24 protein-coding genes, 1 tRNA gene and 1 pseudogene are annotated in these 26,734 nt (G+C 29.8%); 1 reads left to right on the top strand and 25 read right to left on the bottom strand.

Annotated elements, in window-relative coordinates; genetic code table 11:
• The coding region (locus LBD57_RS02475; RefSeq protein WP_373469759.1) for a hypothetical protein at positions 1-188 on the top strand (188 nt) is incomplete at its 5' end.
• A gap of 579 nt (positions 189-767) precedes the next feature.
• Here the strand turns inward: LBD57_RS02475 and LBD57_RS02470 are convergent.
• From LBD57_RS02470 to LBD57_RS02350, 25 genes and pseudogenes are all read right to left on the bottom strand, one after another.
• Complete coding sequence (locus tag LBD57_RS02470) at positions 768-2,012, bottom strand: M48 family metallopeptidase (protein ID WP_373469758.1); 1,245 nt, start codon at positions 2,010-2,012, stop codon at positions 768-770.
• Positions 2,013-2,299: 287 nt separating this feature from the next.
• The gene (locus LBD57_RS02465; protein WP_373469757.1) at positions 2,300-2,695 is read right to left on the bottom strand and encodes a hypothetical protein; all 396 of its coding nucleotides are present in this window, start codon (positions 2,693-2,695) and stop codon (positions 2,300-2,302) included.
• Between the two features lie 25 nt (positions 2,696-2,720).
• Positions 2,721-5,513, bottom strand: coding sequence for a PD-(D/E)XK nuclease family protein (locus LBD57_RS02460; protein WP_373469756.1), 2,793 nt, complete (start codon positions 5,511-5,513; stop codon positions 2,721-2,723).
• Positions 5,514-5,543: 30 nt separating this feature from the next.
• The gene (locus LBD57_RS02455) at positions 5,544-8,591 is read right to left on the bottom strand and encodes a UvrD-helicase domain-containing protein (RefSeq protein ID WP_373469755.1); all 3,048 of its coding nucleotides are present in this window, start codon (positions 8,589-8,591) and stop codon (positions 5,544-5,546) included.
• An 80-nt stretch (positions 8,592-8,671) separates the two neighbouring features.
• A complete protein-coding gene (gene smpB, locus LBD57_RS02450; RefSeq protein WP_373469754.1) occupies positions 8,672-9,121 on the bottom strand; it encodes an SsrA-binding protein SmpB in 450 nt (149 codons plus the stop codon).
• Position 9,122: 1 nt separating this feature from the next.
• Positions 9,123-9,785 carry a sensor histidine kinase gene (locus LBD57_RS02445; RefSeq protein ID WP_373469753.1) on the bottom strand — a complete coding sequence of 221 codons (663 nt, stop codon included), beginning with the start codon at positions 9,783-9,785 and terminating at the stop codon, positions 9,123-9,125.
• Between the two features lie 73 nt (positions 9,786-9,858).
• The gene (locus LBD57_RS02440) at positions 9,859-10,239 is read right to left on the bottom strand and encodes a response regulator (protein WP_373469752.1); all 381 of its coding nucleotides are present in this window, start codon (positions 10,237-10,239) and stop codon (positions 9,859-9,861) included.
• A 1-nt stretch (position 10,240) separates the two neighbouring features.
• The gene (locus LBD57_RS02435) at positions 10,241-11,779 is read right to left on the bottom strand and encodes an ATP-binding protein (RefSeq protein WP_373469751.1); all 1,539 of its coding nucleotides are present in this window, start codon (positions 11,777-11,779) and stop codon (positions 10,241-10,243) included.
• A 32-nt stretch (positions 11,780-11,811) separates the two neighbouring features.
• Positions 11,812-11,884 (bottom strand) — tRNA-Thr (locus LBD57_RS02430).
• 48 nt (positions 11,885-11,932) lie between these two features.
• Positions 11,933-13,045, bottom strand: coding sequence for a hypothetical protein (locus tag LBD57_RS02425; RefSeq protein ID WP_373469750.1), 1,113 nt, complete (start codon positions 13,043-13,045; stop codon positions 11,933-11,935).
• Positions 13,035-13,643, bottom strand: a complete 609-nt coding sequence (locus tag LBD57_RS02420) for a hypothetical protein (RefSeq protein ID WP_373469749.1) — start codon at positions 13,641-13,643, stop codon at positions 13,035-13,037. The genes LBD57_RS02425 and LBD57_RS02420 overlap by 11 nt, the downstream gene beginning before the upstream one ends.
• Positions 13,633-13,824 (bottom strand): hypothetical protein, encoded by a 192-nt coding sequence (locus LBD57_RS02415; RefSeq protein ID WP_373469748.1) that lies wholly within the window; start codon positions 13,822-13,824, stop codon positions 13,633-13,635. Before LBD57_RS02415 ends, LBD57_RS02420 begins: the two co-directional genes overlap by 11 nt.
• Complete coding sequence (locus tag LBD57_RS02410) at positions 13,817-14,518, bottom strand: hypothetical protein (RefSeq protein ID WP_373469747.1); 702 nt, start codon at positions 14,516-14,518, stop codon at positions 13,817-13,819. The genes LBD57_RS02415 and LBD57_RS02410 overlap by 8 nt, the downstream gene beginning before the upstream one ends.
• Positions 14,519-14,574: 56 nt before the next feature.
• A pseudogene (locus LBD57_RS02405) lies at positions 14,575-15,992 on the bottom strand (NCS2 family permease).
• Entirely contained in the window at positions 15,976-17,730 is a 1,755-nt protein-coding gene (locus tag LBD57_RS02400) for a proline--tRNA ligase (protein WP_373469746.1), read from the bottom strand. The pseudogene LBD57_RS02405 and the gene LBD57_RS02400 overlap by 17 nt, the downstream one beginning before the upstream one ends.
• A gap of 37 nt (positions 17,731-17,767) precedes the next feature.
• Entirely contained in the window at positions 17,768-18,232 is a 465-nt protein-coding gene (gene greA / locus LBD57_RS02395) for a transcription elongation factor GreA (RefSeq protein ID WP_373469745.1), read from the bottom strand.
• A gap of 11 nt (positions 18,233-18,243) precedes the next feature.
• On the bottom strand, positions 18,244-19,326 hold the full coding sequence (gene ispG, locus LBD57_RS02390; protein ID WP_373469744.1) for a flavodoxin-dependent (E)-4-hydroxy-3-methylbut-2-enyl-diphosphate synthase: 1,083 nt from the start codon (positions 19,324-19,326) through the stop codon (positions 18,244-18,246).
• Between the two features lie 272 nt (positions 19,327-19,598).
• Positions 19,599-19,874: a hypothetical protein gene (locus tag LBD57_RS02385; protein ID WP_373469743.1), complete on the bottom strand. Its 276-nt coding sequence runs from the start codon at positions 19,872-19,874 to the stop codon at positions 19,599-19,601.
• A 38-nt stretch (positions 19,875-19,912) separates the two neighbouring features.
• Positions 19,913-22,081: an ATP-binding protein gene (locus LBD57_RS02380; protein ID WP_373469742.1), complete on the bottom strand. Its 2,169-nt coding sequence runs from the start codon at positions 22,079-22,081 to the stop codon at positions 19,913-19,915.
• 313 nt (positions 22,082-22,394) lie between these two features.
• Positions 22,395-22,595 (bottom strand): Fic family protein, encoded by a 201-nt coding sequence (locus LBD57_RS02375; protein WP_373469763.1) that lies wholly within the window; start codon positions 22,593-22,595, stop codon positions 22,395-22,397.
• Positions 22,596-22,772: 177 nt separating this feature from the next.
• Positions 22,773-23,825: an RIP metalloprotease gene (locus LBD57_RS02370; RefSeq protein ID WP_373469741.1), complete on the bottom strand. Its 1,053-nt coding sequence runs from the start codon at positions 23,823-23,825 to the stop codon at positions 22,773-22,775.
• On the bottom strand, positions 23,822-24,985 hold the full coding sequence (locus LBD57_RS02365) for a 1-deoxy-D-xylulose-5-phosphate reductoisomerase (protein ID WP_373469740.1): 1,164 nt from the start codon (positions 24,983-24,985) through the stop codon (positions 23,822-23,824). Before LBD57_RS02365 ends, LBD57_RS02370 begins: the two co-directional genes overlap by 4 nt.
• Complete coding sequence (locus LBD57_RS02360) at positions 24,982-25,779, bottom strand: phosphatidate cytidylyltransferase (RefSeq protein ID WP_373469739.1); 798 nt, start codon at positions 25,777-25,779, stop codon at positions 24,982-24,984. The genes LBD57_RS02365 and LBD57_RS02360 overlap by 4 nt, the downstream gene beginning before the upstream one ends.
• A 77-nt stretch (positions 25,780-25,856) precedes the next feature.
• Entirely contained in the window at positions 25,857-26,534 is a 678-nt protein-coding gene (locus LBD57_RS02355) for an isoprenyl transferase (protein ID WP_373469738.1), read from the bottom strand.
• Between the two features lie 26 nt (positions 26,535-26,560).
• The gene (locus LBD57_RS02350) at positions 26,561-26,731 is read right to left on the bottom strand and encodes an indolepyruvate ferredoxin oxidoreductase subunit alpha (protein WP_373469737.1); all 171 of its coding nucleotides are present in this window, start codon (positions 26,729-26,731) and stop codon (positions 26,561-26,563) included.
• Positions 26,732-26,734: the final 3 nt, after the last annotated feature.

Genomic DNA, 26,734 nt, shown 5'->3' with positions numbered 1-26,734 from the left:
CTTCTTCTTCTGTTTCATCTGGTGATTCCAATGTCCTTCTTAAAGATTTCATTGAATGTTCTTCTAATTCTATTACCATTTATAATGATTTAAATCGCTCTTACATCATAGGCTCTTTTTCTTTGTTAAGTAATGCTATTTCCAGTATCACTCCTTCAAATAATCTCATTAATTCTACTTTCTCCTGAAGCTAAGCTCCCTATACCAATAACTCTATCAACATCTCTAGCTTTTCTAATATAAGCGACATCATAGGCGCTTATATATACCTTGATACTAAAGATGATTCTTCTAACCCTGTCGCCCTCACCTCTTCTTTTTATCTAGATAACAATTCCATTAACATCTCTTCCTATTGTAATGTATCCTTCATATACGCTGCTTACCTATCCCTATACTCAAACTATAACGCTGTTTATCATCCTAGTACTATCTCTGTTTCCTCTAATTCCATTTCTATTAGTTCTTCTATTTCTAACTGCAAACAAATATCCTTTGCTCAGGTATCCTTTCGTGGAGAAAATACTACTGAGGTAGATAACCTCCTTGTTAATAACAACACCCTCATCTTTACTGCCTCTGATATTGATTTGTCAAGTACCTCCGTTTTCTTAGTTAATCCTGACTATTCTCAGGTTTTAAATAAGCTCACAAATCTTTATGTAATTAAAAATAGTAGTTTAAAAGTACAACACGTTGTACCTTTAAACTACTTGTAATATAAAAAATATATTAGGCCAAAGGGCTTTTTAGATAAATCTCTAAGTTTATAGTTTTTGTGAAATATTGTTTATAGCTTTTATTCTTTCTAAAATTGGGGGATGGGAATATTCTAAAAACACTTTAAATTTATGAGGGTAAAGGTTAGACAAATTATCCACTGATAACTTTTTTAATGCATTTGTCATGTCTGCAGGATGTTTATAGGTTGTTACTGCATAAGCATCTGCTTCGAATTCGTGTTTTCTAGAAAAATAGCTACTTATGACAGAAAGTATTAAAGAAATTGGAGAATATAAAAACGCAAAAAATACCATCCCGGCATAAATTGGCTGAGAGTTTAATAAAAACGCTTTATATAGCCAAGCTTCATTAACAAAGACAGACAAAATGTACAACATTAACCCTGTAGAAACAAAAGAAAAAATCATGTGTTTTATTATGTGTCCTAATTTAAAATGACCCATTTCATGTGCTAGAATGCTTGTCAACTCTTCTACAGTATGTTTTTGTATAAGCGTGTCAAATAAAACTATTCTGCGATATTTCCCAAATCCTGTAAAAAAAGCGTTTGATTTATTTGAACGCTTAGAGTTATCCATTTTAAAAAGACCTTTCATTTTAAAGTTTTCTTTTTTAGCGTAGTCTTCAATGGAAGTTTTTAATTGACCATTTTCTAATGGAGTATATTTATTAAATAATGGCATTATAGCTATGGGAGCTATAAAAGTTAAAAAAAGTTGAAAAATGATAGCAGTTATGAATGCATAAAACCAGGCAAGATTTGGAACGTTTGTAAAAAACCACAATATTAAAGAAAACATTATGGAAAATATTGATAAAGTTATAATTTGCGATTTTATCCAGTCGGAAATAAAAGTTTTTAAAGACATTCTATTAAAATCAAATTTTTCTTCTATAACAAATACAGAGTAAAGAGAAAAAGGAATTTTAATAATTTCGGAAACTAAAAGTAGTGTATTTGCAAAAATTAGACCAGTTACGATATTGCCAAACCCAAAAGATACAGCAAAATCGTTCACATAATTAAATCCACCTAAGACTATAAAAACTATTTGGATAATTAAGGTAATTGAAGAAGAAACTAGAGAGAACGTGGTATTTGTTTTAAGATATTTTTGCGATTTTTCATATTTTGCTTTATCAAAATAGTCTTCAAATTCTTTTGGTATATTAGTTGTTATATTTTTAACATTTAGCAGCTCTGAAATAGTTTGTACCAAATAGACAAGACCAACAAAAAACAAAACAATATAAGTATAAATATTCATCCTAATAGGCTCCTTATCTTTTCTCTGCTTTTCTCAGTAAAGAGTTCTTCTAAGAAAAAGGGATAATATAAAATACATATTGTAAAAATAATGATATATACTGAATACATAGTATAACATAAATAATAGTCTAAAAGCACATCTATTATATGTTGATATAAGTGTTATCTAGATAAAAAGAAGAGGTAAGAGTAACAGGGTTAGAAGAATCATCTTTAGTATCAAGGTATATATAAGCGCCTATGATGTCGCTTATATTAGAAAAGCTAGAGATGTTGATAGAGTTGTTAGTGAAGGAGCTTAGCTCCAAGAGCTAAGCTCCAAGAGAAAGTAGAATTAATGATATTCATTGAAGGAGTGATACTTCTAATAGCATTTCTTAACAAAGAAAAAGAGCCATATAAGGAAGAGCGATTTAAATCATTATAAATGGTAAGAGAATTAGAAGAACAGATAAAGGAATCTTTAAGAGGTACATTGGAATCACCATCTGAAACAGAAGAAGAAGCAAAAGGGAAATTAACAGAGCCGTAGATGGTGTTGTAACTTGGCACAGTAGAATGAATAAAAAGAGAGTTATTAGAAGAGTCAGTAATAGTACTATTGCCAGAGATGGTGTAATTAGGAGTATTAGTGATATTAATAGTTTGAGCAAAAAAGGTCCTAGAGGGTAGTATGACCAATCCTATGAGTGTAGAATAGATTTTTTTATCTACAAATATAAAAATATTGACATGTTTTACAATTTGTAATATCGTATTTATCAAATTCAAAATAATCTTCTTGGTTAATCTCGTCAATCAAAAATTTAATCATATCTATACATTTTTCATAAATTTCGTTCTCCTGAGGAAATAAATTAATATCAGCTGTCTTTACATTGTAAATTCCACAGGCAAAACTTTTAAGACCTGTAGATTTTTCAAACACATATTTATACATCGGAAGTTGTAATGAACTAATAGCTTTTTTTATATTTCGTCTATTAAATATTTTTAAATTTTCAAAATGTTTTTTATTAACAATATTAGCTTTTATATTTCCCGTCTTATAATCAAATATACTGTAACTATTGTCAATTTCATCTATTCTGTCTATTCTACTTTCCAAATTATAAATTTTGCCTGACTCCAAAACAATATCTGAAGTATATCTTTTTTCGCAAGCAAAAATTTTATATCTACGAAATTTTTCATTATGCAAAAACTTTCTCATTCTATGCACTAACACTTCTTGTATCATAAACGCATCTTCTCTAAATTTAAAAGATGCACTATTATCAAATTTATTTTTTAAAGTCTCTAAAAAATGTTGCTCAAAATTAGCATTTTGAACCTCTTGTGAAGTTAATTTTTCATAAAATGTTTCTTTTAAAAAATCGTGTATAAAGTTACCAATGTCGCTTGCATCAATTTCTTGTCCAACTTCTTTAGCATTATCTAAAAGCAATACATACATAAAATAAAATTTTAGTCTACAATTTAAATAAGTATCTACCTTACTGTACGTATATGGTAGTTTTACAAGATATTCTTTAATTTCTTTAGTTTTTTTATATTTTCTTTTTAAAGAAATTTTTACAGTAAATTTTGGCAGAACAAACTTAGACACATTTATAGTGTTAATATCTTTTTGAGCAAGCTGTTTTTCCCAAATAATAGACTCTACGAATCTGCTTCTTTCATCTTTGTCGTTATCTGGATAAATAAGAGTTACATTTTTGGCCCCAGATATAATTTTATTAAAATGATATTTTTGTATCTCATATTCCTTTTTTGTAATTTCAATACCTAAAGCATACATTATATCTTTTGGAATAAGAGATGCCTCTTTTTTAATTGCAGGTAATGAAGAGTCTTTCATCCCTACAATAAAAACGTTTTCAAAAGGAAGATTTCTAGACTCTAAAAGGCCCAAAATTTGTAAAGATTTTAATGGAGATCCCGGCAAAATAATCTTCTTATCTTTAGTTAGCTTTCTAAAAAGACTAAATAATTCTTCCTTTTCAAATTTTACTTTACATAAATCGCCAAACTTTATTTGTTTTGAAATCGAAAGCAAAATATCTATAGCTTCAACATTTAATGGATAGCTGCTGGCAGCACTCAAACGATGAACCTTCTCTAAAAATAAAGATATCGTGTCTGAGAGTAAATATAAGTTATCTACATTCTCCCAAGAAGAAAAAAAACTTTTCCATATTTCATTTAATATACCTGCAACTTTTTGACAATAAACTTGACCTATAACTTCACTTGCAGTAAAAGTGATTTCATTTATTAGGTTTGTATCGTTTAGTATATCTTGAAAAGATATAAAAGTTTTTCCACTTAAATTGCTATTTGAAGATTGTCCTAAAGATTTTTCTATTTTATGTACAACAATCCTAGACAAACTGCTGTCTTGAAAAAATCTCATATTTTTAAATAGAGGATTAGTAAGTGTTTTTATAACATCTTTAGAATAATAATAATTATCTTTTTTAGAAAGTTGAGCTTCAATAATGCTATCAAGTAAAGAGTAAACAGCGGTTTTAGAAATAGGGTAGCCAGCAGCAACATTATATTTATCTGTAACAGCAGAAATCTCAGATACTACCGCCTGTAAAATTTGAGTGTCTGGGATAACTACTATAGTTTTATCTAATTGTTCATCAGAATATTTAGAAATAAGATTTTTAAGTAAAGCCGCTTGAGATTGATCATCAGGAGCAGAATATATATTTAACTGATAATCATTTTTTTTCTGTTTTCTAATTAAAATATTCTGTCCAAAATGTTTATATAGATTTTCTAATACAGTATATTCTTTAGGATTCCCTTGCGTAAGTATGGTAAGTTTAGATTCTTTATATAGTTTTTTAAAAATTTCTATTTCTGTTTTATATAAATAAAAAGGGGTAATTAATATTATTTCATCAAACTCTTTTGATAAAACATCTACATTAAAAGAAGTCGCTTTTAAAAAACTATACCCTTTAGTAATTTTTGAAGTTTTATCTAAAGTTTCATGGAATATCTTTCTTATTTGAAAAATATTCTTTAATAGTTCATTGATAGTTTCAGGAACATCATATCCAATCTCAGCATTTGCTTTTATTGTTTTAAGTTTATCTTCTGAAACCATCTCTAAATCTAGCTGTTCTATAAAATAAAAAATCTCAAAAGACCAATCGATAAAAGATACAAAAGAAAACTTGTCCTTCAAAAGATAAGGAAAATCATTTTTCACTATTTCAAAAATAATAAATGCCGCTTCTATATCAGAAATCTTTATAAAATCTGTATTATCAAAAATTGTAGACTCCACAAACTCATCATTAGTAAAACATTCAGGAGGGAAAAATGAAGTTTGCTTAATGTTCGTTAGCTGTTTTTTTATAAATAGAAACGGCCTTTTCCCACCACTAATTAAAGCAAGTTTATTCAAAGAACCTGCAACATAATTAGCCGTAAAATTAATAACATTTTCACAACTACCAATATTAATTATTTGTGACATCAAACTTCCTTAGTGCTTTATGTAAAAATTTTAAACTTGTGTTAATGTTGCACTTTCTATATTTATAATATAGGACTCTACCGTTTTATTTGGGCAAATTTCGCCCATTAAAGAAGCATAATTTAATATTTGTTTTTCGTCTTTTTTAAAATTATAATCTGAACTTTTAAAATCCACAATTAAAACTTTGTCATCTAACTCTATCAACATATCTATCCTAAAAATCTCACCTTTAGAATTTATTATTTCCTTTTCGTTATAAATAGTTCCTTTACAACTAAATAATTCTAAAATAGTTTTAGAAGAAAACATTTTTGTTAATTTTTCTTTTAGAAAATTTGTGTCTTCAAAAGGAAACTTTCTTTTAGTGACTAATAAAGCTTTATTTATAGAAACATCTAAATCATCAATATTTAAATTTTTAATCTTTGAAAGGCAGTAGTGCAAAATTATACCTCTTTTTCTTATACCGTATACATCTGTTGTATTTTTATGGTTTATAAGATTATTTGAAATATCTTTATAGCCATTATCAAAAGAATCATAAATATAGTTATTTTTTATTGTTTTAACATTATATTTTTGTTTATTCCCTTTTTTTAAATCCCAACTGTCAAAAAGCACAGAAATTAAATTGTTTGAAGACCCTACTTTTGGCGGGACTATTGCATAGGTTTCATACTCTGCCCTTGTCATCGAAACATATAATATATTAAGTTCAGATAATAAACTGTCTATTTTCGCTCTACAATAAATATCTTGAGCTTTAGACGAAAATTTAGCAATGTTTTTTGATATATTAAGAAGTTCTATTTCTTCTTTAGAATCGTCAAAATAAGGTTTATCTATGTTATTTGAAGCAAGTTTTAAAAATGGAATAACAACAACTGGAAATTGTAACCCCTTAGACTTATGCACAGTCATAACTTTTATTCCATTCCCAAAAGCATTTTTTATATATAAAGAATCTTCTTGACTAGACAAACTATAAAAATATTCTAAAAAATTCCCAAGCCCAGATGTTTGTGATTCAAACTCTTTAATAAGCTCAAGAAAACGCATAACAAAAATTCTGGATTCTGGATGATGTTCTACAATTTTAAATTTTTCTAAAACTAAAAGAGTAAGTTCATAGACAGGAATAAAACCTGCTTTTACAAAAAAATACTCAAAATATTCATCCCATAAAAATCTGTATTTATCTTTGAAAACTTTATACAAAAGGCCTGATTTGTTTTCCTTATTATTCTTAAAAATAAACTCTTCAAACTCTGTTGAGCTAATATTAGATATCTTGTTAAAAATATCTCCCATAATAAAAGAAGAAAATGCCAAAGCGTCAACCGGAGAATCTATAAAAACAAAGAAAGAAATTATTTGTTTTATAATGTCGTTATTTTGAATGTTTAATGTTTGATAAGATTCTACTTCTATATTTTTTTCTAAAAGCCAAGAGCTAATATCAAGTATTTCATCATTAGATCTACATAAAACCGCAATATCTTTTGCTTCAAACCTATTTAATAACTCAAAAATATATTTGATAAATCTTTGTTTTACTGCCTCTTTAATGTCTTTACAATCTTTATCTAAAAAGTCTATTTGGATATATCCATTTTCTTTATTATCTAATATTTTTTGATAAGAAAATTTATAAGTACTCAAAAATTTATCAAAATTTACTTCAACACCAGCATCTTTGTAAACAATGTTTAAAAATCTTCGTAAATTATCTAAAGAAAATATATTATTATTAAAAGATACAATTTCTTTTGAGCTTCTAAAATTTGTTTCAAGATAGTATTCTTTAACTGTACTTGCAGCAAACTCTTTAGGTATCATGTAGAAAAGTTCAGGTCTTGCTCCTCTAAAAGAATATATGGCCTGTTTAACATCGCCAACATAAAACAATGTGCCTCCAGCAGCTAAACTTTCCTCTAAAAATCTTTTAATACCAATCCACTGTACAAAACTTGTATCTTGGAATTCGTCTATTAAAAAATGATTGTATTTTTCAGACAGTCTATAATAAACTTCTGGAATAGTAATATTGTTATTTTGAAAAAACTTGACTATTTTTTTATTGATTTCATTTAAAAATACTATTGCATCTTTTTCAGACTTAATATCAAATTCTTTTGCAACTTCATAGTATATGCAAGAGTAAATTTGATAATAGTTTTGTATATAAAAATTACATAAATTTTTTATATCTTGATGAATTTCTTTCCAAAGAAAATTAACTTCCGAAGATACTTTAGCATTCTTTTTATACTCTAAATTTTCACAAGCAAACTTTGCAGGAATATTCATAGAAAAAAGTACTTTTGGACCTTCCAATAAAACTTTATTGATAGCTTTAATAAAATGACCATTAACTTGTAAGTTAAACAGTTTTTCAGAAATATTTTTAACTTTTTTTATTATGAGCTCAACTCTCAAACGGAATTCTTTGCCAAAGTCATTATTCCTTAAAACATTAATGTCCTTACCAATATTACCAGATTTTTTAAATACTTTTTCTATTTCATTATAAATATTATCTTTTGCAAACCAACCCATATCATCCGTTAAATATTGAGTTAAATACTGCAGAGTAATATTTCTAACATCTTGTGAGGTGTTTGATTTGTGTAGAAATGCTTCCAGAGCAAACTTAAGATTTTTACTATAATCTTGCTCTATGCTAAAGTTAGGCGAAATACCTATATTTATAGCACAAGATTTTAAGATATAGTTTTTAAAACTGTCTAGAGTACTTATATTAAAACTATCGTAATGCTCTAAAATGTCTCCTAATGCAAGAAAGCTTCTTCTAGATATTTCTTTGCGCGAAATGCCAAAATCAGCGAAAAAAGTTCCAACATTTTGCCCTAAAGCTGCCATTTTAAGATAGTTTAAAATTCTATATTTCATCTCAATGGCAGCTTTATTAGTAAATGTAACAGCAATTATATTTTTTATATTTACATTATTATAATCTGAACTCAACAAAAGATATAAGTACCTTTTTGCCAGATTATAAGTTTTGCCGGAACCTGCAGATGCCTGTACTAAAGTTATTTGTGATACGTTCATAGCTAAGTAAGAGGTTTTTGTCTTGCTTTGTCAAAATATTCACAGTAATATATCCTCATTGAAGTTTTAGACAGTCCCCATTAATATTCTCTTGCCATTTGGCGAGCAATATCCTTTTGCTTTAGAAGTTCTTTTTTATCATAAGATTTTTTACCCTTGGCAAGACCAATAAGGAGTTTAATTTTTCCTTTACTACCAACATATACTTCTAAAGGTATAACGGTGAGACCTTTTTCTTTAACTTTAGAATACATTCTTTTGATTTCTTGCTTGTGCATTAAAAGTTTACGCTTTTTTTTAGCATTATAATCTAAAATGTGAGTTGATATTTGTTCATAAGGAGCAATGAACATATTTTCAACAAAAGCCTCTTGACTAGAAAACTTAACTAAACTATCTAACAAGCTTACATTTGAACATTTTATAGCCTTAACTTCATGACCAGACAACACGAGTCCCACTTCTAACTTTTCGAGAATTTCGTAGTCGTGATATGCTTTTTTATTGTTTGCAAATATTTTTTTTACCATTTTAGGCTTTTGGCAAGTCTATTACAAATTTTGTTCCTTTATTAATTAAAGACTTGACTTCTATTTTCCCACCTAGCATTAAAATTATGTGTTTTGCAACAGCAAGAGACATACCTAATTGAAATCTTTTAGTGGTAAACAAAGGATTAAAACATTTTTTTAAAGTTTCTTTATTCATGCCACATCCATAATCTTTTATATCAACAACAACTTTATATTTTAAAGAATATACACCTATTGAAATGTTCCCACCATTAGGCATCGCACCTTTTGCATTATCAATTATAATCAAAATTACTTGTCTAAATCTATTCTTATCCACACTTGCTTTGACATTATCTCTTATATTTACATTGAATTTAAATTTCTTATCTTTTACCTCTAGCAATATTTTATGTACAAATTCCCCGATGTCAACAATTTGCATATTAAGGTATTTTACTCTAGTATCATCTAATAACGAAACTATTTTTGAGTAAGTTCTATCCACTTCTTTATTTAAAAATAGCAACATTTCTCTTTGCTTTTTATTATAATTTTTTTCTGAATTTTCTAGACAATACACTGCATTTTTTATTACTGTAATAGAATTTTTTAGTTCGTGAGACACAAATGAAGAAAATTTATTTATAGCAGAAAAAATTTCCTGGTTTATTTTTTTCATCCTAATCACTAAACCTCCATAACTAAATAACCTATTAGTAGTTATTTAAGAGGACTGCTAAATCCTTAAACAATTATTCTTTAAATAAGTTCCTCACAAGATCCAGCATTTCTATAACTTCAAAAGGTTTTCTTAAACACCTAAACGCTCCCTCTTGTATTGTTGTTTTTATAAGATCATTATATGCATATGCTGTCATCATAATAACAATTAGTTTATTATTAATTAGTTTTGCTTCTCTTAACAATTCAACACCCTTCATGTCTGGTAATCTTATATCAAAAAAGGCTGCATCAAACTTATTATTTTTTATAAGCTCTATAGCTTTCTTACCACTATTTGCCGATACAGCTTCATAACCTTCCATCTTTAAAATACTTATTAATGAAAAACTCAACGAATCTTCATCATCTACAACTAATATGGTAGGGCTTATTTTACATTTTATCTCCATGCTACAAAACACCTGGAATATGTAGAATAAACTCCGTACCTTTACCAACTTTGCTATTTAAAAGGATTGTGCCTTTATGCATTTCTATAATTTCTTTTACTATGGCCAATCCTAATCCTACGCCTTTCACTTTTGTTGTATATAAAGGTTCATAAATATTCTTTATTATATCACTATCAATACCAAAACCAGTATCTCTTATTCTTAACTCTAATTTATTTTCTACTTTATCTGCAGAAATAAAGATATTACCACCAAATGGCATTGCATCTACAGAATTTATAATTAAATGTCTTATTACTTTTCTAAAACTTTCTTTGTCAGTTAAAGCAGCAATATGCTTTAAATCCATTTTTAACCTTATATTGTTGGGTATATATATAGTTTTAATGACTTTATTAATTAATTCATCTATATAATTTTGAGTTTTGTTTAAACTATTCAGTTCAGAATAATCCAAAAGCTCTGTCAAAATATTATTAATTCTTGTCACATTATCTGTAAGCATATTAAACATTTTTTTTGCTTCTTCATTTTTAAAATTTTCCGTCTTTGAAATAAAATAAATAATATTTTTAAAGCTAGTTAAAGGATTCTTAATTTCGTGTGCTAGAGAACCTGCTAGTCTACCGATTGTATAAAAACGTTCTTCCTTTATTAACTTTATATGCATTTTTCGTTCTTTCAAAACAAGTTCTTTAATTGATTTGTTTTTTATTTCTAAGTTTTCTTGAGCATTTAATAAACTTTCTTTTTCACTGTGCAATACATCTAAAACTCTCTTTAAATGACTAGACATCATATTAACAGATATAGCTAAAACTCTCAATTCTATCTCTTTAAATAAGGGGACTTTATTAGAAAAATCGCCCTGTGATATTTGTCTAGTAATATTAATAACTTTATTTATTGGCTCAACAAACAATCTTGTAATAAAAAAAGATACTACTATGCTAATCAAAATAACATAAACTGCTAGAGAAAGAGTATTTTTAATTATTTTTGTTAAAGCTTTATCAATATTTTTAAAAGATGAAATAACTCTTACAAAAGCTATAATTTCGCCATCTGTATTTCCACTACTATAAAAAATTACAGGAGCTATATATTCAAAAGCACTAGTTTTTCCTTTATACTTATAAAAATATCCTATGGCTCTTGACTTTCCAAAAAGAATATCAGCCTTCTCATTAATTTTGTGATTATTTAAAATATCTTCTAACGTTTTATTTAAAATCTTACAACTTGCAAGTTTCTTAAAGTTTTTATCGTAAACTTCAACACAAACAATGTCACTTTCTCGTATTGTATTGCCGATATAATCTTCTATAATATCATTTCTTTTTAAAGATACACTATTAACAATTGAATCAGCAAGTTTATAAGTTTGCCTTTTGGTATTTAATTGAAGAGTTTGTACAAAATAAGATTTATATGTAGAAATAAAAAAGTAAGAAAAAACTGCCACGACAAATATAACAATCGCAACAACTAGAACAACAAGCTCCATCCTTAAACTAATTTTAAGTTTTATTTTCATGATAACTTCATTTTTCAAATCACAAAAAAATCAGCCGACGGTAGGGTTTGAACCTACGACCTGCGGTTTACAAAACCGCTGCTCTACCAACTGAGCTACGTCGGCACACATATATAGATAGTATAAAAAACTCTAACCAATGTCAAATAAAAATTAATCATACGCATTAACAGCATTGTATGGTACTAAATGGGCAGCCCAACCACCATTTTTTGCGCCAAGATAAGCATCTATTGGATTATCTTTATTGCTTACTAATTTTATACTTTCCCTTTTGCTTTCCGCATAATTTATAAATAAACCAGCTTCTGCCAAGGCCATAAAGGGCCCTGCTGGAGGGAATGTTGCTGGTTGGGCAATGGATTTTGCCATTAAAGCATACTGTATAGCTGACGAAGTTTCCACTAAAGAGGCCGTTAATTTCGTTGCGCCTGTAAAAGTCCTTTCTTTTCTGGGAAACATTGTTCCTTTTATATTATACGGACTTGCAGCAGAATAAATTATAACTTCTGGATATTGTATATTTAAAAATTTTGAAAATAAAGGTTTTTTATTTGCTCTTTTTTGTCTTAAAATAACTTTAATCTTTTGATTGTAGAACTTGTCTCCTTGGACAAACCAAGAATACTTACTTTTTTTATATTTGCTTCTTATTAAAAAATGAAAATGTGTCGTGGGATCAATATAGTAACAATAACTTTTTGTAGAGTAATACTGTATACCTTTTGAGTTACGTTTTAAACCTAAATTTTTCTCAGGTTTTATAGGAAGTAGCAAAACATTATACTTCTTATTTATAAGCATACTATAGTGATATGTTAAATAACTTTTTATTGCAATATCTTGAAACTTTTGCAATGTTTCAATGATTTGTTTAGTCTTTTCAACGCTATTATTTCGCCCTACATTAATTGCATCATGTACAATATCTGACATTGGGTTTTCGCAACTTGGGGCCATACTGGCAGGCCACCCACCTATTTTATCTGATGAATAAGATGATAACTGTATCATTCTTGGATTTGTACTTAAAGATAAGACAGACCCTATCATATAATTTGTCTTTGCTAAAAAATTTAAAACCCTAGCTTTATAAGTAGCTAAAGATAATGCCATGCAATCAGCTTCGTTTTGCATTTGCATCCTGTTTCTTATAAGATATGCAATATTTAACATCATAGCCCAACTAATAATAAGGATAATTAAAAAAACTAAAAAGTAATATAAAGTTTGTCCTTTATGGCTTTTTAGAAATTTATTTTTCAAATTCTTTTGCTCCTGGAAATGCTTTTAAATAATATTTCTCATCTGGAGAAGGAATGATTCTATTTCTTGCAGACTGATACCTTCTATTTTTAATACTATTGTCCTTTGCAACTAAATAACCGAACAAGACTCTCGTAAAATAATAGATTTTTATAGTTTCTTTACATAGTTCTTTGCCAGAATAATCTTTTGCTTTCTTTTTGCCTTTCCAAAGCGTTACAAAATTTGTACTGTCTGAAGAATCTTCACCCAATATATATTCTTTGTTATTTTTTGCATCAGGAACAGAAAAGTTTTTTTCAAAGTCTTTTTTACTTACAAAAACAAAATGTGAAGGATTGAAATTACTATTTGAAAACAATGAAAACGGATAAAAAAACGATATATAAAATTGTGCTTTATCTTTGGCTTCTTTAAGCCTAAGTTTATTTTCCGTAACAGCTACAGATCTGGCTGAAACAAACGCTACTTCATTTGCGACCATATCATCAACAGTTATAATGCAAATTTGTAAAAAAGTAAACATTATAATTGTTATAAAAAGAATAACAAACAATGTTTCTAAGAACGCTTGCCCTTTGTTAAACCTATTTAACATAACTGACCTTATGCTTTGAAATCTTTAAAGCACTTGCTGTTATTCCTGAAAACATGGAAACTTTTTTATATTTAGATTTCCAAAATTTTTTATACAAAATAAGTGTTCCTGACGTTGCCATAAGAAGTACGGCAAAAACAAGAACAAATTCAAGTAAAGTCTGACCTTTAGAGTTACTCATTTTTAATTAAATTCGGGGTAACAAAAATTAAAACATTGGTTTGTTTATCAATGTACTTTGTTGTTCTAAACAATGCGCCCAACAAAGGAATATCGCACAACAACGGAATACCTTTAATACATTTATCTTTTGAAGTTTCTAAAAGTCCAGCTAAAATTATTGTCTGCCCATTTTTTATTTGTACATGGGAGGAAGCTTGCCTTGTTGTAATAACCGGATAATTTGCAACATTTATAGAGTTGTCTATTCTTGAAAGTTCTGTATCAATTGTAATATCAATCTTATTATTATTCAAAATTGTGGGTGTTATGTTCATAATAATCCCATATTTTTTCCATTTAACAGAAGAAGTGCCTAGCCCATTTGTAACTATAGGGAACTCCCCTCCAACCATAAAACTAGCACTAGTAGAAGATTTTGTAATAAGTTTAGGTTTGGATAAAACCTTTGAAGCGCCTTTATCTTCTAAGACTTTAAGAGCCGCTGAAAAGTTAGTTTTTCTAAGGAAAGCACCTGATTCTATTATAGCAGGAATGTTATTTTCTTCAACAGAAATTGAGCTAGGCCACTCTATACCCAACTCTTTTCTTTTATTTTCATTTATTTCAGAAATTTCTACAGAAATTTCAACCATTTGTTCAGAACCATAAAGCGCTTGAGCAAACAACAACATGAGAAAAATTAGTTTTTTCATTGTAAGTTTCGTTTATATTTTAACTCTCGAGAAGTATCAAAATTTAGTATCCCTCATTACTTTCTAATTGCCATTATAATGAATTTAATCGAAAATAATACCGCTGTACATGCTAAAACCAGGTCTATATCTTTTGCCTTTTTTTGAATTAGTTTTAATATACAATGAAATATAAAACCTGCAGCTATTCCATAACTTATATTAAAAGCAAAAGCCATAACACTTAAAGTCAAAAATGCAGGAATTGCTTCTTGATAATCTGCCCATCTAATTCTCATTACTGAAGACATCATAAGTACGCCTACAATAATTAAAGCTGGAGCTGTAGCTTCTGGCGGGACTATACTAAACAAAGATGCGAAAGGTAAACACAACAAAAACATTATTGCTACAACAAAAGATGTAAGACCAGTTCTGCCTCCTTGAGAAATTCCAGCAGCACTTTCTACATAAGTTGTAACGCTACTTGTACCCAATATACCACCTATACAAGATGCTAGTCCATCTGCAAATAAAGCTTTCTCAAATTTTGTAGAAAATCCTTTTTGAGAAATTAATTTATTTTCGTCTTTGGTATCAAAAATGCCACTTATTCTGCCAGTACCTATAAATGTGCCTATAGCATCAAATGTTACTGAAAGCAATAATGCCAGAAGTGCCGTCGAGGTAGCTATTATTTTATTTATGTCAGAGAAGAGCATCCTCATACCATTAGAACCAAACGCACAAAAAGCAACATCTTTAATTGATGTAATAGAACTAAAATCAAATAATCTTATCTTAGAAATATCAACAAGACCCAAAGGAATACCAAAAAGAATAGAAATTACTATTCCTAAAAAAATTGCTCCTTTTACCTTTTTTACAAAAAGAATTACAGTAACTATTAATCCAATAAGGCCAAGCAAAGCATGAGGATTATTAAACAAAGTTAATGTAGGAACCACCTGGCTATTAGAAATCACACTGCCGTTGTCAAGCATAATATAATTACCAGCATCTGACAAAAAATTTAAGAACGATGCATTTTTAAAACCAATATAAGCTATAAATAAACCTATGCCTCCACTTATAGCATCTTTAAGAAAATCAGGAATGGCTTCAACAATAACTTTCCTTACTTTTGTTACTGTAATAAGAATAATAAGCAACCCGCATAGAACAACTATAGCAAGAGCTTCTTGCCATATAAAACCCATTTGTTTGCATAAAACAAATGTAAAAAAAGCATTGGCCCCATGCCAGGGGCCAATGCAAAAGGAACATTAGCAAAAAAAGACATTATCATAGTACCTGCAGACGAAGCTAAAATTGTGGCTACAAAAACGCTTGTCCACGACATTCCTGGATTTAAAGACAAAATAGCAGGGTTCACAAAAATTATATAAGCCATTGTAAAAAATATAGTAAGACCTGCAAGAATCTCAGTGGACAAACTTGTATTATTATCTTTTAACTTAAAAAAATCTTTCATTGAAATTCGCCTCTATAAATTTATTATCTATTTTATTATATACTCTCAATATTTCATTTATGGCATCTTGCGGGTTTAATAGTTTAATTGCATTTTTATCAGAAGTTCTATGTTTAAGTTCAACAGTATTATTTAGTAAACCTTTTTGACTCACTACTATTCTGTAAGGTGTGCCTATTAAATCTGCATCTTTAAACTTAATACCAGCCCTTTCATCTCTATCATCAATTAGAACATCTAGCCCTTTACATGACAATCCCTTATAAATTACGTCTGTCACTTCTTTTGTCTGCTTATCAGTATAGTTTATCGGCACAATAACAGCTTCAAAAGGAGCAATATTATCCGGCCAAATTATACCATTGTCGTCATGAGACTGTTCTATTGTTGCAGCTAGTATTCTTGTAACTCCTATACCATAACAACCCATAACAACAAGATTTTCTTTGCCTTGAACATCTAGATATACAGCATTTAAGGCTTTGGAATATTTCGTGCCCAATTTAAATATATGACCTATTTCTATACCTCTAGAAAATTGCAAACTTTCTTTTTTGCATTTTGAGCAAATATCCCCTTTCTTTACTTTTCTAACATCTGCTATTATGTCAGCTTTATAGTCTCTTTTGTAATTTACATTTTTTATGTGGAAATCTTTTTTGTTTGCTCCTGTAACAGCATTTGAAATTTCTATTACAGATAAATCCGCTATTACTTTTACATCTTTAAGACCAACAGGACCTGCAAATCCCTTGGGAGACTTCGTTATAGAAATCACAGTTTCTTCGTCAGCAAGGGTAACTTCGTTTGCTTCAAGCAAACTTTGGAGTTTTATTTCGTTTATGTCGTAATCACCTCTTATTAAAACAACAACTGGAATACCATCTGCTAAATAAATCATAGTTTTTATAAACTTTTCATAAGACACCCCTAAAAACTTTGATACATCACTAACAGCGCAAGCATCGGGGGTTGAAACTTCCTCCATATTAAGAAGGTCTTCTTTTGGAGAAAAAGTAGCAATTACGCTCTCTGCTTTTTCGCTGTTTGCTCCATACCCACAATTACACCAAGTAATTTCTTCTTCTCCTGTATCTGCAAGAGCCATAAATTCGCAAGACTGTGGCCCACCTATTGCTCCACTTGAAGCCTCAACAGGCCTAAATTTAAAACCACATCTATTACAAATATTAACATATGCATTGTACATTCTTTTGTAATATGTATCTAAATCTGACTCGTCTACATGGAACGAATATGCGTCTTTCATTAAAAATTCCTTAGAACGCATAATCCCAAAACGGGGACGGATTTCGTCCCTAAATTTAGTTCCAAACTGGTATAACATCAATGGCAACTGTTTGTAAGACTTAACTTCTTTACTAATTAATTCTGTAACAACTTCCTCTGCGGTTGGAGCAAGACAAAACTCGGATTCTTTCCTGTCTTTAAGCCTAAAAAGCTCTTTGCCATAAACGTTCCATCTGCCAGTTTTAATCCATAAGTCTTTAGGAAGCACCAAAGGTAAAGATATTTCTTGTCCATTAGCATTGTTCATTTCTTCTCTTATAATATTTTCCACTTTTTTTAAAGCTTTAAGTCCTAAAGGTAAAAATTCATAGAATCCAGACGCTAATTTACGTATCATGCCTGCCCTTATCATTAACTTAGCAGAAATGATATCAGCATCTTGGGGAACTTCCCTTAATGTGGGTATTAACATTTTAGAAAACAACATACTCTTTCCTTTTAAGGCTTTTAGATAAACTTTAATTCTATCTTGAAATTTTTAATATTTTGAACTTAGATTTTCCTGCTGGCAATTCTACTTCAACTGTTTCTCCTGCTTTATGTCCAAGCAACCCTTGTACAAGAGGGGATTGTACAGATATTTTATTTTTAGACGGGTCAGCTTCCTCTAAGTCTACCACTGTATACTCATAATTATCGCCATCTTCATCTTGAATTGTTATTGTAACGCCAATAAAAATTTTGTCTGGGTCTATATTTTGCTCTTCAATAATCTTTGCACTAGATATTTTAGAATCAAGTTCCACAATCCTACGCATAAGGTTAGTAAGAGTTTCTTTTGCAGCATGATATTCTGCATTTTCTCTTAAATCACCATGCTCTCTTGCCCTTGCAATTTCGTCTTGAATTAGAGGTTTTCTCTTTTGCAATTCTTGCAATTCCTTAATCAGCTTTTCTTTACCATCTCTTGTTAAATAAATTTCTGCCATTTCTTACTCCCTTAAGACAAATAGTTCTTTAGCATACTAACAAGTTTAGGAACCCATTGATCAGGCCTTACATTCCCTATAATTTGCCCATTTTTAAATAATACGCCTGTATCCTTACCACCTGCTATACCAAAATCAGCATCTTTTGCTTCTCCAGGTCCATTGACAATACAACCCATTAAGGCGACTTTTATAGGTTTTTTGACTTTTTTTAAAGCTTTTATTAAAACAACTTTTTTTTCAAATTCGTTAACAATCTTTATTAAGTCCACTTTGCATCTTGCACACGTTGGACAAGAAATAATTTCTATTCCTGTACTACGTAAATGCAAAGCTTGTAAAAGAGAATATGCCACTTTTACCTCTTCTATAGGGTTTGCAGTAAGAGAGACTCTTAAAGTATCTCCTATACCATAATTTAACATTATTCCAAGACCTGTACAAGACTTTACAGTCCCACTAAAAAGAGAGCCCGCTTCTGTTATCCCTAAATGTAGAGGATAATTTCTTTTCGAAGCAAAAATTTTACAAGATTGAACAGTTATATCTATATTAGAAGCTTTTAAAGATACAACGATATCACCAAAATCTAAATTTTCTAAAATTTTGACATGCTCCATTGCAGCATTAGCTAAAGCTTTTGATTTAGATATATTATCAGCAAAACCATGGACTTCCTTTAATGAACCTGCGTTAACTCCTATTCGTATAGGAATATGCGCTTTTTTTGCTTCTTTTACAACAGCTATGACTTTTTCTTTAGAGCCAATATTGCCAGGATTTATTCTTAGTTTATCTACGCCCTGTTTTATTGCTTCAAGAGCTATCCTGTAATCAAAATGGATATCGGCTACTAAAGGTATTTTTATATGCTTTTTTATTTTGCTTAAACTTTGTACCGCTTCTATATCAGGAACTGATACCCTTACAATTTCACAGCCGACTTCTTCTAATCGTTTTAATTGCTTTACCGTGGTTTTCCAATCTTTAGTATCTGTATTTGCCATAGATTGAATTACAATAGGAGAGCCTCCACCTATTACAGTACCACCTATATTTACTTTTTTTGTTTGATTTCTTTTATAAAACTTCATATTAAATCAACTTTACCTTTACCATAACTTTCTTATTATATTACTTCATCTAATCATTGCCTTTTTGATTTTTATATCCACTCTCATCTACATTAATCTTGAATCTATCCCTTACTCTCAAATCATTTCGCAACTAATGTCTTTTTCTTAGACACCTATTACCAAAACACTAGAAAGTAATTATTTCAAACTTCTTAGTGTCATAAAAAAAGCCCCTACCAATTTCCAACCGATGAATTTATGTTTTAGTTGAACACACATGACGCTCAGCATTACATCATTAGCAACTTATCTATCACTGCTCCTTCTTTCAACATAACTTTAAGATATGATGGAATTTCATTTTTACTAAATTCATTTCCAGATATCATGTACAATCTTATATATCCAATTTCATTTAATTTCTTTGCTAGTTCAAATCCATCTATCTTATTACAACCCAAATTATTATCTGTTACTATCTTTGTATCTTTTGAATATTTATCTAAATTCTTAATAAAGTCTTCTACATCTGTATATACATCTACTCTTAACCCTTTTAGTTCCAAAACTTTCTTTACTACGCTTGCAAAAAGATCATCGTTATCTACAAATACAAAATCTGCTTTATCCTTTTTTTTATTCCCCTTTCCTCTAATAATATCTGTACGTTTTTCACGTACATTTTCGGTAATATCTTTAAAAATTCACTTTTCTTATCAAAATCCTTTATTCTTACCGCATGTATATTTTTTGTCACTAATATCGATCTATTTTGCATTTTACACTCCTCTATTACCTCCACACCATTTATTCCTTGATCTCTTAATTCGTAATCTACAAGCAAAAAACTTCTTCCTCTTTTTTTTGAATTTATATAATTTATAGCATCTTGAGCTTGCGAAAAATACTCAATTTTAATATCTTCAAAATACTCCTGAAAACGTTCTTTCCAAGTTTCATGAACTATAATATCATCATCTAATACCACTACTATATCCTCTTTGTGTAATATTATTTTATCTGCAATCCATTCTGGAATTTCTGACTGTGGAAATATCAATGTAACTTCTGTACCTGTGGGAAGCGCCAGTACTTCATCATTAGATCCGAAATTTGTTTTTGACTTTATCCTCATTTCACCTTTGATCTCACTCAAGACACTCTTAATTTGTCCCATTCCTATCCCGTGGCCTTCTTTCTTTGTTGTGCCTATTTCTTTATCTTCCATTATTTTATCTATCATTTCTTGAGGCATTCCTAACCCGCTATCTCTTATCTTTACTTCCACTTTCGCGTCTTTTACACTTAACTTTATATCTACAATACCTTCTTTAGAGCCAATGGCTTCTATTCCATTATTTATCAAGTTTGATATCATCCTGCAAAAATCAGAATAATATCCTTTTATAAATATCTTATTCTTATCCATTGGCGAAGTATATCTAAACGTCACTTTAGAATCTATATTATATTGACATCTCTTTTCAGCAATTATCTCTTCCAAACATAAATCTATACAAATATATTTCTTTGACATTTTACTGCCTTCCAATTCCAATCCGCTATCCTTATTATATTCCTTAAGCAAGCTACCTGATATATTTCTTATTCGTGTTACTACAGCATCTATTTGCATTCTATCTTTATCTGATATATCTTTATTATTTAATACAAATAATTCCAATACACTTAACGGTCCACTTATATCATGTGCTACACGCTTTGCTATAACTTTTCTTTCTTCATTTAACTTGTTTAGAATCTCTAATTCTTCTAACCTTTTTTTATCCGTTATATCAACCGCTAATCCTATCACTCCTTCTACTTTACCATCCACCATCAGAGGAGCTTTGACAGAAAGATACCTTTGCCCTTCTTTAGATTTTTCTTCTATAATAACTTGCTTTTTTGACTTTATAACATCAAGCGTTGTTTCCCATGTCTTTTGACCTAGACCTCTTACATGCATGTCTCTTACTTGCTTTTTACATGCTTCATTTTTATATAAAAGATTCCCCAATTTATCTATTATAAAAAAGTTTACATTGTCAGCTCTATGAGTAATAAATTCAATTATTTCACGATCCATATTGTTTGCACTTAGAATACGATTTTTATGTTTTTCTGCATAATCTGACATCTTGTACGCAAGTTGACGAATATTCAAATTATAGCGTTTAATTATAGGTTCTATCGGCCGTAGAGTCATTGGATACACCATGATTACATTTTGAAAATGCGCACAGGTATAGGCACATTCTTCTAATATAAAGTCTACACAATGTTCAAATGTATCACCCGTTTTAGCGATTGATGTTTTTACTGTATCCATTACTATTTCTTTGAACCCTTCTATTATACCATTGCCTTTTTCATCTCCAGCAAAATCAGTCCTTATTTGTTTATTCCAGTACTTAAATTCATCGCTTTGGAGCCCTACTGCCCATGATTTTATCTCTGTATCGACCTGTAACTTATCTATAGAATCTTTATTTTTTAAATACCACAAAGTTGGAATATCTGGGTTTAAATATTTAGAAAATTCTAGAATGCTATATCTATACAAATAAGAGGTATCGGTAATATTAACTTTTTTTATTTTACACTTTATATTTTCACTATTTATTGTATTAACAAGTTCTTCAAATCCCTCTCCTGTCTGAGTAGCACAGGCATAAGATATAACAAGATCTAAAACTATACTATTGTCATCAGCAGATTGTAGAAAATTGAAGGCATCTTTACTCCATCTTACAAGTCTATGTGTTGCCATAAGAGTATTTCTCCTTATTTTTGATTAATCTACAAAATATTCAATGAAGTCACTTTTATTTCCACACTTAAGTGGTAAGTCTAAGTTATTACCTGACTTGACCTTTTGGGTTCCCACTTTCCTCCTTTTTTATGAGTGCTTTTTCCTTTTTTTCGTTAAAGCGGGCAAGTCAGGTATTAGTATGAAATATCTTCCTTTAGTAATCCACAGCTAAAAATAATTTGACATTTGCTAAAATTCTACTTTAAATCAGATGTTTTAATAATTCTGATGTAGTCCCTTACGCTTCCATATTCTACAATTAGGTATAAAGTTATAAGAAGGGAGTAAATTTACCTTTATTAGCTAACTTTAAGTATTTATAATCACTCCTTAAAATAGGCACTATAATAACAATAGGATAACCATCTTGTAGCAAGGTAAGATTTATAACAAGTCTTGCTGTTCTTCCATTGCCATCGCTAAAAAGATGAATAGTGGCAATTGCTTCATGGAGTTTAGCCGCATAATGTATACAAGGTGTAAAATTTTTACCTAGTAATAATTAACAACAAATGTCTGTGCAGAAAGATTGCGTGGCAGCAACTACACAGATTACAGCATTCTACAAGATCTTTAGTTTTAATATCAAAAAAAGTGCTTTAATATGACAACAAACCACAAACACCTATAAGATTTTACATATAAAAAACTATTTACCAAATAATTTACCTATACCCAACCTTAGAAGATCGCTGTAAGTGGCAAAAATAAAAATAGCTAAAATAAATGCCAACCCTATTGTATTATAAATTTGTACAACTTTTGTGCTTATTTGTTTTTTTATTATACCTTCTACAAAAAATAATACAATCATACCACCATCTACCATAGGTATAGGAAAAAGATTAAACAAACCTAGAGCCACAGATATAATACCAAGCAATTTTAAATATTCGTCTATACCAGATTTTGTAGCATCTGCCATAACGTTCATAATACCTATAGGGCCAGAAAGCTCTGGTTTCTCAAAAGAAGTTATCTTGTTGAAAAGATATGTTATAGTCCTAACACTTTGAACTATTACAGCTTTAGAGCCTAAATACATAGACTCAAAAATATTTGCATCAGCATGCGTAATATAAGGTGTTATTCCTATAACACCTGCTCCTGTTACAGGATTTTTTGATACCAATATATTTACATAAAAAGAGTTTGATCCTCTTTCTACAACAAAATAAGTCTCTTTATCTACCCTATCTTTTAAGTTTTCAGATAGGTCGTTCCAAGTCTTTACGCCTTTCCCATCTATAGATATTATTCTATCTCCAGCAACAAGTCCCGCTTGAGCAGCTGGCTGATCCTTTAAAACATCGCCAATCCTGGAGCTATTAGATAATATTGGCGTACCCCAAATATTAAAAATAAAAGTAAATAAAAATACAGCAAGTACATAGTTACAAAAAGGGCCTAAAAAAGCTATAAATATTTTTTTATACCATTCTAGTGATAAATACTCACCAACTTCGCCTTTAACTTCTTTTGGATTTTCTCCTGCCATCAAAACAAAACCACCTAAAGGAAAAACTTTGATAGCATATTTTGTTCCTTTATAATTAACTTTTACTATATCAGGACCAAACCCTAATGCAAATGCTAATACTCTTACTTTACACATTTTAGCTGCAACAAAATGCCCTAATTCATGTATAAAAATTAAAAAACCAAAACCTATTATAATCCCTAAAATTTGAAGAATAATCATAATGTTCCTTTCTTTATCAAATTATTAGCATAGTCTCTAGACCAAGTATCTGCTTTAATAAATACATTTATAGACTTATCTTTTAAAACCTTATGAGCTAAAATGGTATTTTTAACAATTTTTGCAATATCTGTAAATTTTATAGCCCCTCTTAAAAACGCATTTACACAAATTTCATTTGCAGCATTCATTACTGCAGGCATTGTGTATCCTTTTTTTGCAGAAAAATATGCAAGATTTAAACATGGGAATTTATTAAAGTCAGGTTTATAAAATTCTAATTTTCCGATTTCTGTAAGGTTTAAAGGTTTTATTTTAGAACCAATTCTTTTAGGATACGTTAAAGCATATTGTATGGGAAGCGTCATGTCTGGATTTGAAAGTTGCGCTATAACAGAACCGTCTACATACTCTACCATAGAATGCACTATAGATTGAGGATGTATAACAATTTCAACCTTCTCTATAGGCACATCAAAAAGAACAGAAGCTTCTATTGCTTCCAACCCTTTATTCATAAGAGTAGCACTATCTATAGTGATCTTATTACCCATTTTCCAAGTAGGGTGGTCTAGCGCCTGACTAATTGTTATTTTAGATAAATCACCCTCATATTTATAAAAAGGGCCGCCCGAGGCAGTAAGGATTATCTTTTTTATTTGAGACTTTTTTTCGCCATTACAACATTGAAATATGGCTGAATGCTCACTATCAACCGGAAGAATTTTAATTCCTAGTTTAGCAGCAAGCTCCATTATATAACTGCCTGCCATTACAAGCGTTTCTTTATTTGCAATAGCTACATCTTTCTTTGCTTTAACTGCAGCAACTGTAGAATTTAAACCAACTGCCCCAACAACTGCAGCAACAACTAAGTTAACACTAGTCATTGTAGCAAGCTTTATAAGTCCTTCTTGCCCGCTATAAACGGTAACTCTTACGTTATTCGTTTTACACCATTTTTTTAATTTTACAGCATCTAAAACACTTTTTACAGAAACAGCTCTAGGTTTAAACTTTTTAATTTGATGTTGTAGAATCTTTATGTTATTGCCAACAGCAAGACCATCTATTTTAACTATTTCTTTCATTGAAGAAATAGTTTCAAGAGCTTGAGTCCCTATAGAGCCTGATGAACCTAAAATTGATATTCTTTTCATTCTAAAAATTTCAAAACATAATATACTGCAGGAGCAGCAAAAATATAAGAATCAAACCTATCGAAAAAGCCGCCATGACCTGGAATCGCTTTGCCAGAATCTTTAATATCACCATCTCTTTTTATAAGAGATTCTGCAAGATCTGAAAACTGACCAGCAACAGCAATTATAAAACCAAGAATTAAAGAACTGTGCACGCTTAAAACATCTTTCATAAAAAACGTCCTACAAATAAAAGCTGTCAGCACACCAAAAATAACTCCCGCTATGGCACCTTCTACTGTCTTTTTAGGACTTACATATTGAGCGAGTTTATGTTTACCACACATAAAGCCAAAAGCATAAGCTGCAGTATCCAATACCCAAACTACAAGAAAAATAAAAAAAATTATTTCCATGCCACCATATAAATTGCGCAAGTATACCATGTGTATTAAAGAAAGAGGTATAAAAAATGTGCCAAAAAATGAAATTGCAATTCTTTCAACACTAAATTTAGGGCTTTTTCCAAAAACTTCTTTTATAAAAAACGTCAGTGCTATTACAATAGCCGAAAATGACACCTTATTTATAGGACAGTTATTAAAAAACTGTAAAAATAAAAAAAACAAAACTGCACTTACAAGTGAAAGTGTTCTATGAGGGTTGTATTTCTTTGAAATATTTAAGTACTCATAAACACAAAAAAAGGACACTATAAACATCATTAAATAAAATGGTATATTGCCTAAAAATATACATGAAAACACAGCAGGAATACATACAACTGCTGTCAATATTCTAGTTAATAACATATTATTTCTCCAATTAAAACATTGCATTAGACAGTCGCAGTTATCTTGGTTTATCTAAAAAACCTTAGTACATATATTTACTGCTTTTCTAATACAATGCCTCCAAAGCGTCTTTGTCTATTTTCAAAATTTTTTATTGCATTTTCTAAATCTTGCGCAGTAAAATCAGGCCAAAGTTTATCTACTATATAAATTTCAGAATATGCAATCTGCCAAAGAAGAAAATTAGATATTCTAAATTCTCCTGAAGTACGAATAAGCAAATCAGGGTCAGGTTGGCCTGCAGTATATAAAAAAGAAGACAGAGTTGCTTCGGTAGGTTTTTTTATACCTTGCTTCAACATTTCTTCAAAAGCTTGTAAAATTTCTTGCCTTGCGCCATAATTCAAAGCTATATTAAGCTCTAATCCCGTGTTATTACAAGTACGTTTACATGCTTTATCTATTTCTATTTTTATATCTTTTGAAAATTTTGACAAGTCTCCTAATATTCTTAACTTAACGCCTTCTCTACTTAACTCATCAATTTCTTTAGACAAAAAATATTTAAGCAAAACCATCAAAGCTTTTATTTCATTTTCTGGACGTTTCCAATTTTCTGTTGAAAAAGCATAGAGGGTCAAAACCTTAATCCCAAGGCTATTTGCAGCCTTAACAATCTTTTTTATGGTTTTGACCCCTTGCCTATGCCCGAAAGTTCTGGGTAAAGACTTTTTCTTTGCCCATCTGCCATTCCCGTCCATTATAATAGCCACGTGTACGGGTATCAAAAATATCCTGCTTATTGCGAAATTGCGTTCACTGGGCAAGTAGATTTACAAGCCCTGCAGCTTATACATACATTTGGATCTATTTCATACTTATCATTTTTAGGCTCTATTGCAGAAACCGGGCAGTTTCCTGCACAAGCTCCACATCCTACACATACATTTGCATCAATTTTATACGCCATTAC

The sequence above is a fragment of the Candidatus Endomicrobiellum cubanum genome (assembly GCF_031278955.1).
Taxonomy (GTDB): domain Bacteria; phylum Elusimicrobiota; class Endomicrobiia; order Endomicrobiales; family Endomicrobiaceae; genus Endomicrobiellum; species Endomicrobiellum cubanum.
This window is presented reverse-complemented; position numbering and strand designations above follow the sequence as displayed.